Raw genomic sequence first — 20,723 nt, forward strand, 5'->3', positions numbered from 1 at the left:
TTATTTAATTTGGGTTTAAGGCGGAAAAAATCAATTGATTTTTTCCGCTTCTTTTTTATTATTTTTGAATTATGAGATTAATTACTTATAACGTAAACGGAATCAGGGCTGCTTTCACCAAAGATTTTCTGGGATGGCTGCAAACTTCCGATCCGGATATTATCTGTATTCAGGAAAGCAAAGCCGGAAACGACCAAATAGACATCGAAAGCCTCGAAAAACTGGGTTATCATAGTTATTGGCATTCAGCAGTGAGAAAAGGCTACAGCGGCGTTGGAATTGCCTCTAAAATAAAACCCAATCATGTAGAATATGGTTGCGGCATTGAAAGCTACGATAACGAAGGAAGAATCATCCGTGCGGATTTTGACGGCTTTTCAGCAATTTCAGTATATGTTCCGTCGGCTTCCAATATTGAAAGGCTTGAATTTAAAATGCAGTTCTGCCACGATTTTTTAAATTACATCAAAAACTTAAAAAAAGAAATTCCGAATCTTATTATTTCGGGAGATTTTAATATTTGTCATGAAGCGATCGATATTTATGATCCTATCCGTTTAAAGAACACTTCAGGGTTTTTACCTATGGAAAGAGAATGGATGACAAATTTCATCAATGAATGCGAATTGATAGATAGTTTTCGCTTCTTTAACAACGAACCTGAAAATTATACATGGTGGAGTTACAGGCAAAATTCCAGGGCTAAAAATAAAGGCTGGAGATTGGATTATAATTTTGCTTCTTATGCATTAAAAGAAAAGCTTTCCAGGGCTGTTATTTTAAAAGAGGCAGCGCATTCTGATCATTGCCCTGCTTTAGTAGAATTAGATTTATAATAATGTATATATCAAAAGAAAAAGCCAACTAAGTTAAGTTGGCTTTTTTTTAAGTTTAAATCATAAATTTAATCGACAATTTCATATTCCACCGGAATGGTACCGTGATCGGTATCTCCGATTTCATCGAACGCAGCTTTAGACATGTCTAAAGATCTTGATGAATGGTAAGGCCCTCTATCATTTACTTTCACTATCACCTCTTTACCATTGTTCAGGTTGGTTACCTTAATGTTTGTTCCAAATGGAAGCGTTCTGTTTGCTGCGGTAAACTTTGCATTATCAAAGATCTCTCCGCTGGCTGTTTTTCTACCATTAAACTTATCGTGGTAGTACGATGCATAACTTGTTTTTTTCGCATCTATGGCATTACTCTTGAAAGAATAAACACCAAAGGTTGAAATCATCATTATGATTACGAGAATAAATCTTTTCATCACTTTGAACTTTTATTGGTTTGACTCAGCAAAAGTATCAGGTTTATCGTAAAGTCAACACTCCAATTGTTAAAAACTGTTAATAAAAAACCAATTATATGTTAACAGAGCCTGTAACTCCCTATTAACAGGCATTTTACAGCACATTGTTAAAAAGTGTTAAAAAAAGAGTACAAAAGTTAACATAATTAACTAATCAAAGCATAATTTTAAATACCCAATTTTAAAACAAACTGAAAATCAATTAATTGTCAGAATTATAAAAATTGAAAATTAAACATAAAAAAACCAATGAAATATTTCATTGGTTTTCTGTATTTTGAGAGAGTAACAATTATTTTGTGTACTCTACAACATAGTCATAAGTTCCGGTAGGATAAACTACTGACATACTTGGAGAACCTGTAATAAGGTTACCGTTAGTAATATCATAAGAATATACTCCATTAGCAAATATACTTCCCGTACCAGCTTTGTAAACTGTTACTCTGTAGATGCTAGCAGTTGCACTTGCAGGCACTGTAATAGCAGCCGGAGCATAAGAAGTAGGTGCTGTAGAAGTTCCATTTACTGTAAATGTTCCTTTTCTAGCATAGATCTGTCTTCCTCCAACTAAATTGTTTGTAGTAGTTTCTGCAGTTGTAACGTCAACTTTTCCACCTCCACCTAATGGCAACCATCTACCTGTTGATACAGCAGCACTACCTGTAACTGAACCAGCAGCTATAGGATTAGAGAAATAATAAAAGCCAGGAGCAACAGAAGAAACAACAGTAGGGTTATCAGTACCTGTTAAAGTATTTCCAGTCCCAGTATTATAAACAATCATACCGTCAAAACCGGTAGGAAAGTTAATCCCGTCAATAATATCCGTTTTAAAAACCCAAGTCGTAAGATCAGTTCTAGGATATACTAATCCTTTTCCAACTGTATTAGAAGAGTTAGCACTTTGATCAAAATTTGAACTTGCATCTAAAAATGGATTTTCGTCAGTAATTGTTGCAACAGTCGCTTGATTCGTTGCTATTTGAGAGTAATATACATTAGAAGATAGGAAACATAATATGCTTAATAAAACTATTTTTTTCATTGTATTTGATTTTTAATATTAGTTATAAGAAATTGAAACCCATCTTGTACCATCTGATATAAAATGCTTACCTCTAAATTGAAGAACTGTTGCAGTACCTGCAATAGCAGTTCCACTGGCATCGATAACAGTAACTGTTGAGTTAGCAGTATTCATATTGGAAACGACTACTACTCTACCTGTATTTGCTCCACCTGCAGCAGGTAAAGAAACTGTAACTGCAGCAGGTGCAGTTGTTTCTATAAAGTAATCATTAGCACCAACAGTATGAGAAGTAGCAGTAACTACAGTAGCAGTACCTCTAATACCTTCATACCTTTGAGGAGTTGAGGCTCCACCTCCACCTACCGCAACCCAAACTGTGTTTGGAGCATCGTAGTAGTAGAAACCTGTTGCTGTTACATTCACTGTTTTACCAGCTGCAGTACCATCTAAAGTGTTTACAAACGTAAGAGCACCGTTCTGAGTAGCTGTGTAAGCAGCATCTTTGGCTGCTAATTGAGCTCTTGTCAAGCGAGGGACCAATAGTGCGTCAGGTCTGGTAGCATCTGCCGTGTTAGCTACAACATCTAGAGTAGCTGCGGGAGTAGTTGTATTAATCCCAACACGTCCTTGCTGAGCCTGAGCAACTGTTGCAAAGCCGACTAAAATAGTCGCTGTTAATAAAATTTTTTTCATAAGTTTTTAAAGATTTTAAATTACATTTTTCACCAAATAATTTCCTTTATTTAAAATTGAGAAAGTTCATCCCAACTTGTGCCTGCCTTTAAAGAGCAGTTACAAATATTATAGACAAAAAACTCTCAAAAATCATTCTTCTTGATTATTTTTTTAACTATCTAATTTTCAACAAAGAGAATTATAAAAATCTATTCTTGTGGCAAAGTTAATACTTTATTATTTAATTTCCATGTAATCGGATAAAAAAGTTTTAAATTTTTGTGTATGTAAAAACACAAAATACTGATATTCAAATGATTAAAAGTTTAACATAATTATAAAATTTATGTTAAATTTAATTAATCTTTTAAAAAACGACATTTTAATCAATTTATTGATGAATAAAATTCAACAAATGTTGAAATATCCTAAATTAATTCACCATATAGATCGAACTCTTCGGCTGCCGTAATTTTTACATTAGCAAACTCTCCGATTGATATATAGGTGTTGTCAGCAGCAACAAGAACGGTATTATCTACATCAGGAGAATCATATTCTGTTCTTCCGATAAAATAGTTTCCTTCTTTTCTGTCAAATACACATTTATAAATTTTTCCAATTCTTTCCTGATTTTTTTCCCACGAAATCTGAGACTGAATCTCCATAATTTCTTCCACTCTGGCTTCCTTAACTTCCTGCGGAACATCATCTTCCAGAACATGGGCAGAAGTATTTTCTTCATGAGAATAAGTAAAGCATCCTAATCTGTCAAATTTCTGCTCTCTGACCCAGTCTTTTAATTCCTGGAATCTTTCTTCAGTTTCACCGGGATAACCCACAATCAAAGTTGTTCTGATGGCCATATCGGGAACTTTTTCTCTGAATTTTGACAGAAGCGCATCTGTTTTTTCATGAGTTGTTCCTCTTTTCATCGATTTTAATAACTCTGAATTAATGTGCTGAAGCGGGATATCTATATAATTACAAATCTTCGGCTCTTCACGGATAATATCAAGCACATCTTCCGGGAAACCGCTTGGGAAAGCATAATGAAGGCGGATCCATTCTACTCCTTCTACTTTTACCAGCTCTTTTAAAAGGTCTCCAAGCGCACGTTTTTTATATAAATCTAAACCGTAATAGGTTAAATCCTGAGCAATTAAAATTAATTCTTTAGTGCCTTTTTTTGCTAATTTCTGAGCTTCAGAAACCAATTTTTCGATCGGAGTCGAAACGTGGCCTCCTCTCATTAAAGGAATGGCACAGAAAGAACAGGGTCTGTCGCAGCCTTCAGAAATTTTTAAATACGCATAATGTCTTGGCGTGGTTGTTAATCTTTCACCAACCAATTCATGCTTATAATCTGCACCAAGATGCTTTAATAATAGGGGCAAATCTCTTGTCCCGAAATATTGATCGACATCGGGGATTTCTCTGATCAAATCCGGCTTGTATCTTTCAGAAAGACATCCGGTTACAAAAACCTGCTCAACCTCGCCCCTATTTTTGGCATCAACATAATCTAAAATGGTATTGATGGATTCTTCTTTGGCGTTGTCAATAAATCCGCAGGTATTGATGACCACAATATCTCCTTTATCTTCATGTACAACCTCTTTACCATTGGCTTTCAGCTGGCTCATTAAAACTTCTGAGTCATAAACATTCTTGGAACAGCCCAATGTAACGATGTTGATTTTCTTTTTACCTACAGATTTTGTGCGCATCTTTTTGATTTTGAGTTTGCAAAGATACAAAATATTAAAAAGCCTGTATCAAAAAATAAAAACCACTTTAATAAAGTGGTTTTCAAGTTATAATTTAGAAATTTTTCTCTTTAAAAGACGGTGCGTTTTGATCCTTATCAGAAAGAACGGCCTCTTTCTCATCAATTTTCCAGTCTATTTGTAAATCCGGATCATTGAATTTTATGCTTCCTTCCGATTCTTTATTATAAAAATTGTCGCATTTGTATGCAAAAACCGCATTTTCACTTAATACAGAAAAACCATGTCCAAAACCTCTCGGAATATATAGCTGAAGCTTATTTTCTTCTGTAAGCTCAATCCCGAACCACTGCCCGAAAGTAAGAGAATCTTCTCTTAAATCAACGGCAACATCCCAAACTTTGCCTTCCAGACAGGAAACCAGCTTGGCCTGCGCATGTTCCCCCTTCTGCAAATGAAGACCCCGCAAAACTCCATAAGAAGATTTTGAAATATTATCCTGAACAAAATGACCATTCATTCCGGTTAATTCTTCAAATTTTTGTTCGTTAAATTTTTCAAAAAAATACCCTCTGTCATCTTCAAAAACAGTAGGTTCTATGATGTAACAGTCTTTTAAAGGAGTTTCTTTAATTTTCATTGTGAATATTTTTAATACTTTAAAGATTATATTCTTTTTTTAATGACCACTTGAGCCCTAAATACATTCCGCCGGCAGGAATAAATATAATCAACATAATAAGCCAGACTGAAAGGTTTGAATGAATTAAAAATGCATTTATAATTAATTGCAACAATGCATAAGCACCACTTATCATCAAATGTGAAACTTTTTTTTCATTTGCAAACAGCTGATAAAGGTGTCTTCTGTGGGCTTCGAATATATTTTCTTTCAATTGTAATCTTTCAATAATCGTCAGCACAACTTCTATCCCATAAATTGATAAAAGGAACAGGTATTTAATATCCTGGGTTTTAATAATCAACAATGTAATTAAACCAATTATCCAGAATCCGATTCCCATGCTTCCAACATCGCCTGCAAAACATTTTGCTTTTTTTCTGAAGTTATAGAATAAAAACACCAAACACGCCAAAATAGGATAATATATAAGGTCTTTATCTACAAACTGATAAATTTCCTGATTGATATATACCAGTGATGCCAATGTCACCAAGCTGTAAATTCCGGTCATGCCATTAATGCCGTCCATAAAATTATAGGCATTAAGGGTTCCGATAATTAAAATAAACATGACAGGCCAAATCCAGAATGGAATTAAGTTTTCAGCATTAAAAACCCCAAAGCAATACAACAGCAAAATTACTGAAATGAAATGCGCTGAAAGCCTTATTTTATTGGATAAATCAATAATATCATCAATAAAGCTAACCGTACAGATAGCCATTAAGCCAAGCCCGAAAGCCCAATAATCATTAAAAAAAAGATTCGTGTTAAAAAGAGCAAACAGAATAAAAGCTACAGGAAAAATAATCCCGCCACCACGTAAAGTGATCTGCGTGTGAGCACTTCTATGATTGGGTTTATCAATAATATTGTATTTGTCGGCTATTTTAAAATAAACCAGCATGCATACAAACAGAATGATTATAACAAATATATACTCCATCATTTAGGTTGAAAGCTTTTAATTGTTTTTATTAATCCTTCTTTAGCTGATACGGGAAGTTTTTCTATATGTAATTTACTTTTAATTTTATTATTAGAAACCGTATAGCTTTCAGTTAATTTTTTTAATCTTTCTGAATTTAATGGCAATTTTATTTTATCTCCTATTTTCGCTAATGAAATAATAAGACCCGAAGGTATTTTCCATAAACTGCTTCTTTTTCCCGATGCTTCGCCAATTATTTGTATAAGCTCATTGGTGGAAATAAAATTATCGTCGGCAAAATTATAAATTCCGGAATCAATATCGGTATTTTTAATCATCGCCAATAATAAATAATTAAGATTGTCGATACTTAAAAATGACCTTTTATTTTCAAAAGCCGCCAATGGCCACGGAATCCCTTTTTCAACGACTTTATACAGCAAATTTAAATTCCCTTTATTTCCAGGACCATGAATCATGCACGGGCGAATAATAAAGAGTCTTTTACCCTCCGGAAGATTTTTTGACAGCAGGTATTTCTCAGCCAAAAGCTTTGACTTCCCGTAAGGAGTTTGAGGATCTGATAAATGGTTTTCCTCTAAAATACCATCAATGGTATCTGCCGTAGCTTTTACGCTGCTGAAATATATGAAATCTTTGATCGCCGAATTTAAAAATTCATCAAATAAAGTTTTGGTAAGATCGGTATTAATTCTAAAATATTCTTCTTCCGAAGACGTATTTGCCGTATCATGAGCCTTGCCCGCAAGATGTATAAGCACATCTGAGGTTTTATCAAGAACCCATGTTCCTCTTAAGGAAAGCCCCTGAATGTCATTTCCTTTTTCTTTTAAATATCCTGAAAGATTCTGCCCTACAAATCCTGATATTCCTGTAATTATAATTTTCATTTTTCAGAAATTATTCTTTCAAGATTTGAGATGCATTCTTCCATTCTAAAATGTTTTTCATAAAATTTTTTTCCATTCATTCCCATTTTTTTGAGTTCTTCTTTATGTTTTTTTGATGCTATTTCTATAGTTTGAGCCAGCTTTTCGCTATCTCCTGCAGGAACTGCAAATCCGCATTCCGCTTCCTTAATATTTTCCGATCCTTCGCCGTTGAGCATTGCCATAATAGGTTTTCCGGAGCTCATATAAGCCTGAACCTTTGCCGGAACCGTGAGATTAAAAATCGAGTCGTCCTTAAGACTTACCAATAAAATATCTGCTGCGTTAAAAAACGAAGCCATTGCTTCTACAGGAAATCTTCCGACTGTATACACCGTTTCTTCAAGATTATTATGCTTTATAAATTCCTGTACAAAAGGCATTTTTCTGCCGTCACCTACCAGAATAAATTTAATTTCTTTATTTTCCTTAAGTTTTAGAGCGGCATCCATTATACTTTCTAAATCCTGGGCTTCACCAATATTTCCTGCAAACATTATTTTAAATCCTTCCGGAAGCACGGGAATCGGATAATTAAGATCGCCTGAAGAAATAGTATCTTCCGCCCAATTGGGAAAATATTCTATTTTATGATCAAAATCTCCTTTTTCTAAAATAGATTTTCTGAAACCTTTTGAAGTAATAAGAATTTTTTCAGACTGTTTATAAAAACGCTGAATCATTTTCGTGAAAAAGCTCAAAACGAATTTATTTTTTATTCCGCCTGCAATTTCAAGGCTTTCAGGCCAAAGATCCATGACCCAGAAATAAATGGGTGTTTTCTGAGTTTTTTTTATCGCTAAAGCAGGATAAAACTGAGTAATCGGCGATGGCTCATGAACAATGACCGCATCAAACTTTTTATGCGGGGATAATCTTCTTGCTTTTAAAGATGCAAAAAATGCCCAGCTGAAATAATTCAGAAAAAGCCTTATTCCGCCTCCTTTTCCTCTTGGCAATAATAACGCCCTGATTACTTCTACCCCGTTTATGACCTGTTTCCTATTTTTAGAAAAGCTGTAGCCTTCATATATTTTCCCTTCCGGATAATTTGGAATTCCGGTTAAAACAGTAACATCATGACCTCTTTTCTGCAGCTCAAAAGCCATATCATTACTTTTGAAGTTTTCGGGATAAAAATACTGGGTTACGATTAATATTTTCATTATTTCTTGCTCCAAACTACTCTGTTAACATAATCGGTATAGCTCAGGATAATTCTTACCATCTTTTCAGAAACGTTGGGTATAGAATAATCTGCTACAGGTCTGTAATTTCTTTCTTTGCCTGTTTTTTGTTGCTGAAGCTGCGTTAATCCCTGTAAAATTCTTTCGGGAGACATCCCAACCATCATGACAGAAGCTTCTTCCATGGCTTCCGGCCTTTCGTGGGCGTCTCTGATATTTAAGGCTCTGAAATTCAGGATAGAAGATTCTTCCGAGATCGTTCCAGAATCAGATAATACAGCATAGCTTCTCATTTGTAATGCATTATAATCATGAAAACCGAGAGGTTTCAGAAACTGGATTTCCGGTCTTACTTCCACCTGCTTTTTATCGATCATATTCCTGGTTCTGGGATGCGTGGAAACAATAATTGGATAACCAAATTTCTCTGCAATGGCATTAAGGCCGTCTATCAATCCATGAAAGTTTTTCTCAGAATTAATATTTTCCTCTCTGTGAGAAGAAACTACGAAATATTTTCCTTCTTCAAGCTGTAACCTTGCCAGAACATCAGAGCTTTCAATCTGAGGTAAATAGTGGGTTAAAACCTCAAACATCGGAGAGCCGGTTTTAATTATCCGGTCTGCAGGAAGGCCTTCTCTCAATAAATATTCGCGGGCGATGTCTGAATACGTTAAATTAATATCTGATGTGTGGTCTACAATTTTACGGTTGGTTTCCTCCGGAACTCTTTGGTCAAAACATCTGTTTCCGGCTTCCATATGGAAAATCGGAATTTGTCTTTTCTTTGCAGGAATTGCACACAGGCAAGAATTGGTATCACCTAAAACTAAGAAAGCATCAGGATTTAATTCTTCCAGAAGAGGATCAATTTTAATTAAAATATTTCCAACTGTTTCTGTAGCTGTTTTTCCGGCTGCCTCGAGAAAATAATCCGGCTTACGGAGACCTAAATCTTCAAAAAAGATCTGATTAAGCTCGTAATCGTAATTTTGCCCGGTATGGACGATGATATGTTCTATAGCCTCAGAAGCATCTAAAGCTGATAATACTCTTGATAATCTAATGATCTCCGGCCGTGTACCCACGACTGTCACTACTTTTAATTTCTTCATTTGTTAAATTTATATATCCTAAGCCAATTACGGCTGCACCAAAATACCAGAATTCGAAGGATGAATAGATATTTCCTGATGTTTGAGCCAGAATAAAATACTGCAGAAAGAAAAAAGCTAAAATTCCGCCTTCTTTATATTTTTTATTATTTTTTAAAACTTTTATAAAACTCTGTGCTACAAATTTAAAATAAATTATAAATAGAATCATCCCTACTAAACCTGTTGACATAAGCACATCAACAAATAAGTTATGAGGATACATTCCGTCTTCAAAAAGTACCCGGCCACCCAACCACGGATTATTGATAAATATATCAATGCCTTTATTCAGATAATATGATCTTCCCGAAGCATCTCTCTCAAAAATCGCTTCGTTTATTCTTTTAAAAAAAACAATATTATCTCCTAAACCGCTTTTGTAAATTACAAAAAGTAAAATTATTGATAAAATTACTGTAATAAGTGAATAAGCCCAGTATTTCTTTTCGTTCTTTAAAATTAAAAATACCAAAAAAACTACAAAAAGAGCCAATACAGGACTTCTTGCCGCCGAAAAAAACATGGGAATGGCCCCCAAAATGATAGCTAATAAATATATTTTTTGTTTCTTTTTAAGAAATAAATAACTGAACAAGCCCACAAGCACTGAGCTTAGCCCGTAGTGCCCTGTCAAAATATAATACGACCTGAATATGCCGCTTCTGTTACCTCCCAGTTTTTTTATAAAAAGAACATTAATAGTAAGAATAATTAAAAAAAACCAAAGAACAATTTTACAGAATTGCTTAAAATCAACCTTTTGATAATCTAAGCTCAAAAGTGCTATTACCGGCAAAGGAATTACGATTAAGCCAAAGTAATAAAAGGATTCTTTAAATTCCTCAAATGTACTCGGGATGAAGTAAAAATTTTGAAAAGTATACCATGTTTTTATTAAATAAAAACCATAGAATAAGAGAAAAGATATAATTACAAATTTTCTTTCCTTTACAATCTTAAAATTATTAATAATAAAAAATACTGATGAGATCATTATTCCGCCTCTTAATGAAAGATTAATAAAATGGGGGATATTTTTTACTTCAAAAGGATCTATATAGGCAAGAATATACCCAAATAAGGTAATAAAAAGAAAATAAGTTTCTTTTTTATCAAAGATTAGCGATTTTAGGTTATTTATTCTGTCCATAAAAACTAGACCTCTACAAAATAGGTATCCGAATCCTCAGGATTAAAAGGCTCATTGATCCAAAAAATGGTGTATAACTCTTCTTCCCCAATATTTTTGATATTGTGAGTATACCAGATCGGCATATCAACATAAGCAGGCTCATTACCGTCAAGCTCAAAATTAAGAACCTCATCGGAATCGATTTTTCTTAACTGAATTAATGCTTTTCCTTTAATTACTGCAAAACGCTCTATTTTTCTGGTATGAAAATGATTTCCTCTTGTGATTCCGGGAACGGTCGTTGAAAATGAGCATTGACCTCCGATTCCCAGCCGGATTACTTCCACAAAAGCTCCTCTTGGATCTGTATGCTGAGTAAATTTTACAGGGTAATGATTTTTGACATCAAAATAACAACGGAAAGTATTGAATAAATTTAAATCAAAACCTGAATTTAATTCCGGGATTTCACCGTTATCAAAGTATAATTTTTTATAATTCTCAAGTTTGGCTAAAACTTCAGAAACTTTATTAATAGAAGTATGTGGAATTTCGTACATCTCCTTCGTTTCGCTTACTTCAATCTGGGCGATAATTTCCTGAACCAATTCTGCGACATAAATCAGCTTAACTTCGCCATCATTGTCTATCACAGGATTTTCACCATGAGTAAGCTTATAGCAAAATGTAGCGACAAAAGAATTGTAATTTGGCTTTCCAAACGGGCCGAAAACATTAGGAATCACCATTCCTGTAAATTTTCCGCCGGATTTTTTTGCCCAATCTGCTAAAATCTCTCTTCCTTCTTTTTTTGATTTTCCGTATAAATTATCTTTTTCTTCCTGAGATGAAGATGAAAACAGAACGTGCGCTTTGGATTCCGTTCTTTCTAAAGATTCCGTTAATTTTTTAACTAAATCAATATTATTACTGAAAATAATTTCTGCATCAGGATGGCGGTTCATTGCTGCAAGATGTACAATTACATCACATTGCTTTACAAATGCGTCTAATTTTTCAGGATCTTCAAAAAAATCTCTTTTGAAGTCAATTCTTTCAAATTTTTCAGGCTGTAAACCTAAAGTATTGTATAAATGTGAGCCTACAAAACCGTTTTGCCCGGTTATACCAATTTTCTTCATCATTATAAATTTTCAAAATAATCCAAAGGATAGCGGTAATCATCATTAATTTCACCTAAACGATAATCTGCCATTACCAGTAATTTTGAGTCTGTTTCCTTAGACTGAATGGCTGTTGCATATCCTTTCGGAATGTGAATAATATCAAGTTTTTTGCTGTTTAATTCAAACTCAAAAATTTGGGGTTCTTTTTTTGATTTTTCGAAGTCTTCAAGAGTAACCAATTTAATGATAAAACTTCCATGAGAAGCAGTAAACCAGCGTTGTTCGATTTTATGGCCTGTCCAGCCTCTTACAAAATGTATATCCTTATTTTCAATAAAATAAATTCTTTTGATCTCGGAAGCATCAAAATTTCTATTGAAAAACAAATTCCCTCTGTCGTCAGAATGTTTTCCGCCTTCAATAATTCCTGGTAATTCCATAAAATTTTAATCTGGATATTGCATAATATCTTCTCCCAACACTTCTTTTCTTATCAAAGGAAGCTTTAAAAGCAGGCTTTTCATTCCTTCAACATCTTGTTGATACGTATTATGAGAATGGTAATCTTCAATTTTTGAAATATCTTCCACACCTTCGGAAAAATATTGGGCATAATTCAGGTCCCTGTTGTCTGCGGGAATTCTGTAGAAATCTCCCATATCCTGGGCCTTTAACATTTCTTCGCGGGTGCAAAGCGTTTCATATAGCTTTTCGCCGTGCCTGGTCCCGATAATTTTAACAGGAGCTTCTGATTTAAAAAGCTCTTTCAATGCCTGGGCCAGATCTCCTATTGTACCTGCGGGTGCTTTATTCACGAATAAATCTCCCGGATTTCCGTGTTCAAATGCAAATAAAACCAAATCTACAGCTTCTTCCAGCGACATAAGAAATCTTGTCATATTGGGGTCTGTAATCGTAATTGATTCTCCGCTCTTTATCTGCTTGATAAACAATGGAATAACAGAACCTCTGGACGCCATAACATTGCCATATCTTGTAAGACAAACGACAGTATCTTCAAGATTTCTGGACGCTGCCACGGCAACTTTTTCCATCATTGCTTTAGAAATTCCCATAGCATTGATGGGATATGCGGCTTTATCGGTACTTAGACAGATTACTTTTTTAACATGATTTGCTGCTGCTGCGTCGATGACATTCTGAGTGCCTTCGACATTGGTTTTTACCGCCTGCATAGGGAAAAATTCGCAAGACGGAACCTGTTTTAACGCGGCAGCATGAAAAACATAATCAACGCCTCGCATGGCGGGTTCTATGCTTTTATAATCTCTTACATCACCGATATAAAATTTCAGCTTATCGTTTTTAAACTGATTTCTCATATCGTCTTGTTTTTTTTCATCACGGGAAAAAATACGGATCTCTTTAAAATGATCTGTATTAATAAATTTTCTCAAAACTGCGGTTCCGAATGATCCGGTTCCGCCGGTTATTAATAGTGTTTTATTTGTAATATGCATGAGCGTTTTTATATTTTTCAGCTTTCTAATTTCATATTATAGAGTTTTTCCCAGACCGCTATATTATAAAGTCTCCATTCTAAATCTCTATCTTCAATAAAATTAAATTTCTTTTTTGAAATCTTCTGTATAATCTTCGAATTATTAATAGTTTCAATTATATCTTCCGATTTTGGCCACCAGTCTTCTACCGGCGCGTCAAAGCCTATTTTTTTTCTGTTGTAGGTAATTTCGTTCGGTAAAAATTTCTCAAGATTTCTTCTCAGTAAATATTTTGACCAGCCGTCTCTGATTTTATAATTAATATTTATGGACAGACAGGTTTCCACAAAATTATAATCTAAAAACGGCAGCCTTGATTCAATTGAGTAGCCCATTGAATTCTTATCTTCCCATTTTAAAAGTTCGGGAAGCTGATTTCTGAGAATTTCATTTTTCTGAAGCTCAAATATTGTGTTATAAGAGTTTGTAAGGTTTTTAACATTTGAAAAATCAATTATTTTAAAGTATTTATCCTTTAAAATTTTGCCTCTTCTTTTAAGCCAGAATTTCCGCACCGAAAAAGTTGAAAAATACAGATATATTTTTACCGCTTCTACAATTGAAATACTGTAATGCGTTTTAACCTGCGAGAGAAATTTAATGTTTTTAATAATGCCGTGGCTTTTTAAAAATGCTGCTGTGTATCTGCTGTAACCCAGTAATATTTCGTCGGCGCCCTGGCCGTCAAGAAGCACTTTAATTCCGAGCTTATTGGCCTCTTTCATTAAAAACTTCTGCATATAAATCGAAACTCCCCCAAAAGGCTCTTCATGTTTAAAGATCACTTCTTCAAAGGAATCTTTAAACTCATCGGACTTTGGAATTATAATATCATGATTTATATTTAGTTTTTTTGTGGTGATTTTTGACAGTTCACTTTCATCATTAGATTTATCTACAGATCCTACCGTGATTGCAGTGAAATTATCTATCCCTTTAGAATTCTTACTAAGAAGATCTGTTGCCACCGAAGCGATATATGAGCTGTCTAGGCCTCCGCTTAAAGCAGAACCGATTTTTACATCTGAACGTAGTCTTAATTTAACTGAGTTTTCAAATTCTTTCTCAAAGAGTTTAATAGATTCATCTAAACTAAGATCATTTATTTCCTTTTTATACGGAATTTCATAATACTTATAAATTTCAATTTTATGATCATCAAGATTATACGTAAGATTATGAGAACCCAATAACTTTTTTATGCCTTTAAAAAATGTATCTTCTGATTGTTCAGACATATTAACGACCAGATATTCCAGTAATATGTTTATGTTTACTTCTTCTACTTTTTCAATTTCCAGAATCGGTTTTATTTCTGATGCAAAAACAAATTTGTTATCATTAAAATAATAATAAAATGGTTTTACACCGAAACGATCCCGGGAGCAAAATAATTTATTTTTTTTTGCGTCAAAAATAACAAACGACCACATTCCATTAAATTTCCCGACACACTGCTCCCCCCAAAAATCATAAGCTGCGATTAAAACTTCTGTATCAGAAGATGTTCTAAAAGAATAATTATTATCTTCTAATTCTTTTTTTAATTCTAAATAATTGTAAATAGCTCCATTAAAAACTAAAACATTGCTTTCACCATAAAAAAATGGTTGATTAGCAGATTCGCTGACATCAATAATAGATAATCTTCTATGTCCTAATCCTATATTTTCTTTAACGAAAAAGCCTTCAGCGTCCGGTCCTCTGTGAGACATTTTATCTGTCATCTTTTTGAGAGTCTCTTTTGTAGCAAAAGTTCCGTCTTTATAAATTATCCCTGCGATTCCACACATATATTATTTTTGTCTTAGCACCTCTTTTTCTTCAAAAGAAGGATAGTTTATTAATACGGCTTTATATACCCCCTTAAATACAAACAAACTACCTGCTGCAACTCCTATAATCCCATGTTTATCTATAACTTGTTTTATATCAGATAAAGAACCTGCACCCCCTAAAACTGTAAGTGGCAAGGAAATCTTTTCTCTAACTTTATCTATCAATCCCAAATCATACCCTTTCATGACACCGTCTTGGTCTATGGAATTAATAATAATTTCTCCGGCACCTAATTTTTGAGCTTCTTCAACAAACTTTATAGGATTAATTCCAGTTCCTTTTTTTCCGTTGTGGGTATATACTTCATATCCTCCAAATAGCTTTTTCTTTACATCCAAAACAACGATTACGCTTTGTGAGCCTACCCTCTCTGCAATTTGACTAATTAATTGCGGATTTTCAAGAACTGCTGATGAAAGTGCTATTTTTTCGATTCCAAGTCCAAAAATTCTTTGAGCCTGTTCAACAGTTTTTACTCCACCACCATAGCACAGAGGCATTCTAGATTGATTAGCAATCCTTTCTATCAAGCTGTAATTGGGTTCTAATCCTTTTGCTGTAGCATCAATATCAAATATTGCCAATTCGTCAACTTCTTTTTCATTAAATATTCTTACGGCATTGATTGGATCTCCAACATATTTAGGGTTTTTAAAGTTTACAGTCTTTACAAGCCCATTATCTTGTATTAAAAGACTGGGTATAACTCTCGGTCTTAACATTTATGTTTAAAGTTTTGCAAAATTATGTAGTAAGATCTCACCATAATGGTGGCTTTTTTCCGGATGGAACTGTATTCCGTATTTATTTTCATGGTACGCTGCAGAAGCAAACTCCCCGCCATACTCCGTCACAGCCATTATATCTTCTTTATTATTGCATTGGAAATAATACGTATGAAGAAAGTAAAAGATTGCATTATCTTCTAAACCTTTAAATAACTCCATATCTTTGACTGGTTTTACATCATTCCAGCCCATGTGCGGAAGCCTTGTAACCTGATTGATCTTTGTTTCATCAAATTTTTTCACAGTTGCATCGATCCATTTCAGCCCTTCCATATTTCCTTCATCACTATTGTTGGCCATCATCTGCATTCCCACGCAGATTCCGATTACAGGAATTTTTTGATTAAGAACCAGCTCATCAAGCGTATCCCTCATCCCGGAATTATTGAGCTGAGTCATAGCATGATCGAAATGCCCGACACCAGGAAGAATTAATTTTTTAGCATCTATCAAATCATCTTTGCTTTTAGCTATTTTTACAGGAACATTTACCCTTTTGTAAACATTAACAAAGGCATTTATATTTCCTACTCCATAATCTATAATTGTTATCATCTGAATAATCTTTTTTCAAGACCAAGTTTTTGCATCGCCTGTGCACCTAGCTTGATAATTCCCATTTTGTTTTTATAATTTTTGTAGGTTTTGTTCTCACCTTCAAAGATATGCTGTAATTCTTCTTTTGTTAAATCTAATTTATTGGCTACGTATTCAAATTCTTTTTGAAGAAACTCTTCCGATAATTCCGGTCTGGAAACTCTGTCTAAAGCTTCTTCGCGAGTCATTTGGCCAGTTAAGATAAGTGATGAAAAATGTGCTTTTCTCTTTTGATATCCAAATTTTCTCGGCAACCAGTAATCTTCATAAAAACGGGTGAATCTTGATTCATGATGTTTGTGCTGAAAAGGCTCCCATCCGAACTTTTCCGTGAGAAGATTTTCCGCATCTTTTTTGATGTAAGGAACAAGATTCAGAGGCTTGAAAACTTCCATCCCGTATACATATTTATAATAAATTTTATATGAAAGAATATCTACTAATGGAAATGTTTTAAGCGGTCTTTTACCAAATTTTGAATGTATATCTTTTACCAAGGTTGTGTCAATTCCCGGAAATCCACCCCATTCTTCAGGTTCTCTACAGCATTCTGTAGAAAAGTTTCCGCCTGTCAGAACATAATTAATCTTATGTTTTTTGGCGAATTTATAAAGCCCTGAAAAAAAAGCGTAATCCTGAGGTAGATCCTGATCAGCAATCTGAGATTTTAGAAAAGCAACCTGCAGATCTTTCATTTCTTCCCAGTTAATAACTTCTGTAAACAGATCTAAATTAAGTCCATTGATTAATTTCTCGATATTTCCAACTGCTTTGTCTGTATTCCAACCTGCATCTACATGGAAAATAAGAGGGCGAATACCCATAATTTCTTTCGCAACATACGCAGCATATGAACTGTCAAGCCCTCCACTTAATCCTATGATACAGTCAAAATCTTTATTTTTTGAAGTTTTTTTAATCTTGTCGGCAATTTTCATCAGCTCATCATATCCTCTTTCGTCAGCATGCCAGTTTGGTTCGATATTTTCTTTGAAATTTGTGTAATAATCACTTTCCCCCTTTTCATTAAAAATGATGTTTGGATCTGTAGTATCCATAATGGTTTTTGTACAGATTTGAAAAGCTTTTTTAGAATTATCCATCTTTGAATTTTAATTTACAAATATACATACAATCTGCAAACAACTTATAATAATAAGTACCTGAGATTTATGCTTAGTTTTTTTGAATTTTACTTTATTTTTTTAATTATCTGCTTTGATTATTTTTAATAATATTGGTTCCCTGAGCCTCTTTTCTGAAAAAAATTAAATTTTCCTGAGTTTTAGGATTTCCATAAATAAAATTATTTTCAACGATATTATTTTTGACTTTATTTCCTGAATATCTTGATTGGCTATCAGGATCTGTTCCGACAAAATACAATATATCTTTATCGGTATAAAACCGGTTATTATTTATTTTAAAGCCGTTTCCCGTATCTCTGTTTTTATACGTATCTGTTTTCATCTGGTTTTTTATATATTCTAGAGAGGTATTTTCAAAATAACCTTTTAAAACGACTTCACCAATATTTTCAAATCTGTTGTTTGAAATGGTAACATCACTCATATTAATAAAATAAGCTCCTGACCTTCTTACATTTTTAACCGTATTATTTGTAAAATCGGAGCCAAAACTATAATCGCTTACAATACCATACATATAGGAACCATCTATTAAATTACCATCTACAAGGGTATTTGGACTTACACTGACTGATATAGCCCCCGCTCCTAAAGTTTCAGATTTATCCGAATTTATTAATGTATTGTATATCTTGTTTTCAATAACTTTTGATTTTGAAGATTTCATTAAATAAATTCCCATTCCCTTTACTGTTTTTTTGGGACTTACTTCACCAATATTATGAATAGTATTCAATCTTAATATATTATCTGAAAGTGTAGAATCTTTATCTTTTGATTCGTAGAGAATAATCCCATAATTTCTACAGTTACTGATTTTATTATTTTCAAATAAATTATTTTTACCGTGCGAGATCATCCCCAGACCTATTTTTAGTGTATAATTGCAATCAATGACGTTGTCCTTTATAATGTTATTATTATGCTTATACCCTTCACCGGAATAGCCTAGCATAATTGCAGATTCATCTCCGTTATTGCCTAAATCAAAAACCGGCTTTATAAAAGTATTTTCTATGATTTTATTATTGCTGCAGCCTATAACAGTAGATTTAGGGTAAAATAAAATATTATTGCCACTAATATTTTCAAACGTTGATTTCTTAATAACACACCCGGTAACGCCATTTAATAAAACGCCATAGCCTGTATAAAAGTCTTTCGCCGAAATGCCATTTCCTTTTATGTATGCCTGATATAATGAAAAATTATCATGCAAAACTGCAAAACCGGAATTTGTATTGCTGGAAAAATAGATCACCGCCCCTTTTTCAAATACTATCGAAGTATGAGCTCTTGAAGTAGATAAATTAGAATCTACATTATACAAACCTTTTTTTACGAGAATTTTTAATGCTTTACCTTCTTTTCTGTTGAGTGCATCCTGAAATATCTTAGTATCATTGTTTGCCGTTTTTTTAGTTACTATTACCGTAACCGTATCCTGGAGCTGAGCAAAAGCAATACCTGAAATCAATATAAACAGAAAACTAATCTTCATCATAAATATTGTTAAATTATATCAAATTTTCACTTACAATATACATAAATTTCAAATTTATCAGAAAAAAGTGAAATATTTTTAATCTTTTAATAATTTTGAATATAAATAATACAGTCTTTGAATCTTTTGGTTTTATTATTTTTTTTTGCAAAAAGCCTACATTTATTTATATATTAACTTCTTACTTATATTTTATTTTCTCAAAAAAACCCGGAAGGTCACTTTTAATGATAAAAACCTTTAACATTTTAAGAGGTATAATCCGGAAAAAATTAAGTTTTTTATCTACATGTTGCTACTAAAAAATTATTTAGAAGAAAAAATTGATAAAATAGATTTTTGATAAATTTCTATCCTATATTTTTCCAGTGCTTCATTTCTGTTGTGAAATGCAATTTCTTTCAAATTTTCTTTCTCTAGTATTAATTGTTTCAATGCATCTGATAATGATGAAACTGATTTTTTTTCAACCATAAAGCCATTTTCATTATTTTTAAAAATAAAAGGTATTCCGCTATGGTTACTTGTAATGACAACACAGCCAGTGGCATATCCTTCTAAAATACTTATAGGCTGACCTTCGAAAGGATAATAAGTGGGCAGGCAAAAAACGTGACTCTCACAATATAGAGTTCTTTTTTCTTCTCCATCAATAAATTTCCCTAAATATTTAATTCCGGAATTTCCATTTATTTTCTCTAAAAAATTCTTTTCGGCCTCTATGCTCTCAAATCCTCCAACAAATTTTATTTTAATTTTCGCCTGTTCTTCTTCTGATAAGGATAGATAAGCATCTACCAATTCTTCATATCCTTTACCCGGAATTAAATTGCTTAAATATAGCAGTTGTATGGGATCTAAATTTCCAAACTTTTTATTTATTTCTTCATCAGTTACAAATAAAAAATCTTCAGCAAAATTAGGCACAATATGTATCTTTTCTTCAGGCATTACTTGTTTGAAAACCTCGTAATTTATTGGTCCTTCCACAATTACTCCGGCAATTTCACTCATGAATTTTGCATTAAGCTTTTTTTGCCAACCTTCTTTGGAAAGAATTTCTTTCATTCCTGCTCCTCCAAGCATATGAATAAAGGTTTTGCCTAAATCTTTTTGGCACAATTTATAAATAGTAAGATCCCGCATATTGCCTGCAAAAGACTCGGCTAAAGAAAGATAGATAATATCGTTATGATCTCTTTTTCTTTTAACCTCTTTCATGATTCCCACAATTTCCATAAATCTCCCAAAGGAGTTGGCTCCGTTTTTCAGACTGGATTTGCTAAGATTTACAATTTCAACTTCATTATCTGGCAATAATGCATCCAGTAAGACTTTGGAAGCTTTACTTTGTCCGTTAACAGGCGGAGGGACAGGAGCTATGAATAAGATTTTCATTATT

At 33.3% G+C, this 20,723-nt stretch carries 20 protein-coding genes; 1 reads left to right on the forward strand and 19 read right to left on the reverse strand.

Annotated elements, in window-relative coordinates; translation table 11 throughout:
• The first annotated feature begins 71 nt into the window (after positions 1–71).
• On the forward strand, positions 72–836 hold the full coding sequence (locus tag BLT04_RS11425; protein ID WP_089755939.1) for an exodeoxyribonuclease III: 765 nt from the start codon (positions 72–74) through the stop codon (positions 834–836).
• 68 nt (positions 837–904) lie between these two features.
• Here BLT04_RS11425 and BLT04_RS11430 read toward each other — a convergent pair whose 3' ends face one another.
• From BLT04_RS11430 to BLT04_RS11520, 19 genes are all read right to left on the reverse strand, one after another.
• Positions 905–1,276 carry a septal ring lytic transglycosylase RlpA family protein gene (locus tag BLT04_RS11430; RefSeq protein ID WP_089755940.1) on the reverse strand — a complete coding sequence of 124 codons (372 nt, stop codon included), beginning with the start codon at positions 1,274–1,276 and terminating at the stop codon, positions 905–907.
• A gap of 331 nt (positions 1,277–1,607) precedes the next feature.
• Positions 1,608–2,363, reverse strand: coding sequence for a hypothetical protein (locus BLT04_RS11435; RefSeq protein ID WP_089755941.1), 756 nt, complete (start codon positions 2,361–2,363; stop codon positions 1,608–1,610).
• Between the two features lie 18 nt (positions 2,364–2,381).
• The gene (locus tag BLT04_RS11440) at positions 2,382–2,876 is read right to left on the reverse strand and encodes a hypothetical protein (RefSeq protein ID WP_139166240.1); all 495 of its coding nucleotides are present in this window, start codon (positions 2,874–2,876) and stop codon (positions 2,382–2,384) included.
• 575 nt (positions 2,877–3,451) lie between these two features.
• Positions 3,452–4,753 carry a 30S ribosomal protein S12 methylthiotransferase RimO gene (gene rimO, locus BLT04_RS11445; RefSeq protein WP_089755943.1) on the reverse strand — a complete coding sequence of 434 codons (1,302 nt, stop codon included), beginning with the start codon at positions 4,751–4,753 and terminating at the stop codon, positions 3,452–3,454.
• Positions 4,754–4,847: 94 nt separating this feature from the next.
• On the reverse strand, positions 4,848–5,393 hold the full coding sequence (gene rfbC / locus BLT04_RS11450; RefSeq protein ID WP_089755944.1) for a dTDP-4-dehydrorhamnose 3,5-epimerase: 546 nt from the start codon (positions 5,391–5,393) through the stop codon (positions 4,848–4,850).
• Positions 5,394–5,412: 19 nt separating this feature from the next.
• Entirely contained in the window at positions 5,413–6,387 is a 975-nt protein-coding gene (locus tag BLT04_RS11455; RefSeq protein WP_089755945.1) for an MraY family glycosyltransferase, read from the reverse strand.
• Positions 6,384–7,280: an NAD-dependent epimerase/dehydratase family protein gene (locus BLT04_RS11460; protein ID WP_089755946.1), complete on the reverse strand. Its 897-nt coding sequence runs from the start codon at positions 7,278–7,280 to the stop codon at positions 6,384–6,386. The genes BLT04_RS11455 and BLT04_RS11460 overlap by 4 nt, the downstream gene beginning before the upstream one ends.
• The gene (locus BLT04_RS11465; protein WP_089755947.1) at positions 7,277–8,485 is read right to left on the reverse strand and encodes a glycosyltransferase family 4 protein; all 1,209 of its coding nucleotides are present in this window, start codon (positions 8,483–8,485) and stop codon (positions 7,277–7,279) included. Before BLT04_RS11465 ends, BLT04_RS11460 begins: the two co-directional genes overlap by 4 nt.
• On the reverse strand, positions 8,485–9,621 hold the full coding sequence (wecB, locus tag BLT04_RS11470; protein WP_089755948.1) for a non-hydrolyzing UDP-N-acetylglucosamine 2-epimerase: 1,137 nt from the start codon (positions 9,619–9,621) through the stop codon (positions 8,485–8,487). The genes BLT04_RS11465 and wecB overlap by 1 nt, the downstream gene beginning before the upstream one ends.
• Positions 9,569–10,459 carry an O-antigen ligase family protein gene (locus BLT04_RS11475; protein WP_170828470.1) on the reverse strand — a complete coding sequence of 297 codons (891 nt, stop codon included), beginning with the start codon at positions 10,457–10,459 and terminating at the stop codon, positions 9,569–9,571. Before BLT04_RS11475 ends, wecB begins: the two co-directional genes overlap by 53 nt.
• 359 nt (positions 10,460–10,818) lie before the next feature.
• On the reverse strand, positions 10,819–11,937 hold the full coding sequence (locus BLT04_RS11480; RefSeq protein WP_089756420.1) for a polysaccharide biosynthesis C-terminal domain-containing protein: 1,119 nt from the start codon (positions 11,935–11,937) through the stop codon (positions 10,819–10,821).
• A 2-nt stretch (positions 11,938–11,939) separates the two neighbouring features.
• Positions 11,940–12,362 carry a WxcM-like domain-containing protein gene (locus BLT04_RS11485; protein WP_089755950.1) on the reverse strand — a complete coding sequence of 141 codons (423 nt, stop codon included), beginning with the start codon at positions 12,360–12,362 and terminating at the stop codon, positions 11,940–11,942.
• Between the two features lie 6 nt (positions 12,363–12,368).
• Positions 12,369–13,403 (reverse strand): polysaccharide biosynthesis protein, encoded by a 1,035-nt coding sequence (locus BLT04_RS11490; protein ID WP_089755951.1) that lies wholly within the window; start codon positions 13,401–13,403, stop codon positions 12,369–12,371.
• 17 nt (positions 13,404–13,420) lie between these two features.
• Positions 13,421–15,238, reverse strand: coding sequence for an asparagine synthase (glutamine-hydrolyzing) (asnB, locus tag BLT04_RS11495; protein ID WP_089755952.1), 1,818 nt, complete (start codon positions 15,236–15,238; stop codon positions 13,421–13,423).
• Positions 15,239–15,241: 3 nt separating this feature from the next.
• The gene (locus tag BLT04_RS11500; protein ID WP_089755953.1) at positions 15,242–16,006 is read right to left on the reverse strand and encodes an AglZ/HisF2 family acetamidino modification protein; all 765 of its coding nucleotides are present in this window, start codon (positions 16,004–16,006) and stop codon (positions 15,242–15,244) included.
• Positions 16,007–16,012: 6 nt separating this feature from the next.
• On the reverse strand, positions 16,013–16,627 hold the full coding sequence (gene hisH, locus BLT04_RS11505; RefSeq protein WP_089755954.1) for an imidazole glycerol phosphate synthase subunit HisH: 615 nt from the start codon (positions 16,625–16,627) through the stop codon (positions 16,013–16,015).
• Positions 16,624–17,772: an N-acetyl sugar amidotransferase gene (locus tag BLT04_RS11510; RefSeq protein ID WP_089755955.1), complete on the reverse strand. Its 1,149-nt coding sequence runs from the start codon at positions 17,770–17,772 to the stop codon at positions 16,624–16,626. The genes hisH and BLT04_RS11510 overlap by 4 nt, the downstream gene beginning before the upstream one ends.
• Before the next feature lie 106 nt (positions 17,773–17,878).
• Complete coding sequence (locus BLT04_RS11515; protein WP_089755956.1) at positions 17,879–19,321, reverse strand: right-handed parallel beta-helix repeat-containing protein; 1,443 nt, start codon at positions 19,319–19,321, stop codon at positions 17,879–17,881.
• A gap of 306 nt (positions 19,322–19,627) precedes the next feature.
• Positions 19,628–20,719 (reverse strand): glycosyltransferase family 4 protein, encoded by a 1,092-nt coding sequence (locus BLT04_RS11520; protein ID WP_089755957.1) that lies wholly within the window; start codon positions 20,717–20,719, stop codon positions 19,628–19,630.
• Positions 20,720–20,723: the final 4 nt, after the last annotated feature.

Source organism: Chryseobacterium soldanellicola, from assembly GCF_900100115.1.
Lineage (GTDB): Bacteria > Bacteroidota > Bacteroidia > Flavobacteriales > Weeksellaceae > Chryseobacterium > Chryseobacterium soldanellicola.

Coding starts and splice junctions, on each gene's coding strand:
- BLT04_RS11455 (WP_089755945.1), bottom strand. CDS start 6,387: ATGATGGAGTATATATTTGTTATAATCATTCTGTTTGTATGCATGCTG.
- hisH (WP_089755954.1), bottom strand. CDS start 16,627: ATGATAACAATTATAGATTATGGAGTAGGAAATATAAATGCCTTTGTT.
- BLT04_RS11515 (WP_089755956.1), bottom strand. CDS start 19,321: ATGATGAAGATTAGTTTTCTGTTTATATTGATTTCAGGTATTGCTTTT.
- BLT04_RS11425 (WP_089755939.1), top strand. CDS start 72: ATGAGATTAATTACTTATAACGTAAACGGAATCAGGGCTGCTTTCACC.
- BLT04_RS11520 (WP_089755957.1), bottom strand. CDS start 20,719: ATGAAAATCTTATTCATAGCTCCTGTCCCTCCGCCTGTTAACGGACAA.
- rimO (WP_089755943.1), bottom strand. CDS start 4,753: ATGCGCACAAAATCTGTAGGTAAAAAGAAAATCAACATCGTTACATTG.
- BLT04_RS11490 (WP_089755951.1), bottom strand. CDS start 13,403: ATGCATATTACAAATAAAACACTATTAATAACCGGCGGAACCGGATCA.
- BLT04_RS11485 (WP_089755950.1), bottom strand. CDS start 12,362: ATGGAATTACCAGGAATTATTGAAGGCGGAAAACATTCTGACGACAGA.
- BLT04_RS11500 (WP_089755953.1), bottom strand. CDS start 16,006: ATGTTAAGACCGAGAGTTATACCCAGTCTTTTAATACAAGATAATGGG.
- BLT04_RS11435 (WP_089755941.1), bottom strand. CDS start 2,363: ATGAAAAAAATAGTTTTATTAAGCATATTATGTTTCCTATCTTCTAAT.
- BLT04_RS11480 (WP_089756420.1), bottom strand. CDS start 11,937: ATGAAGAAAATTGGTATAACCGGGCAAAACGGTTTTGTAGGCTCACAT.
- BLT04_RS11460 (WP_089755946.1), bottom strand. CDS start 7,280: ATGAAAATTATAATTACAGGAATATCAGGATTTGTAGGGCAGAATCTT.
- asnB (WP_089755952.1), bottom strand. CDS start 15,238: ATGTGTGGAATCGCAGGGATAATTTATAAAGACGGAACTTTTGCTACA.
- BLT04_RS11510 (WP_089755955.1), bottom strand. CDS start 17,772: ATGGATAATTCTAAAAAAGCTTTTCAAATCTGTACAAAAACCATTATG.
- BLT04_RS11465 (WP_089755947.1), bottom strand. CDS start 8,485: ATGAAAATATTAATCGTAACCCAGTATTTTTATCCCGAAAACTTCAAA.
- wecB (WP_089755948.1), bottom strand. CDS start 9,621: ATGAAGAAATTAAAAGTAGTGACAGTCGTGGGTACACGGCCGGAGATC.
- rfbC (WP_089755944.1), bottom strand. CDS start 5,393: ATGAAAATTAAAGAAACTCCTTTAAAAGACTGTTACATCATAGAACCT.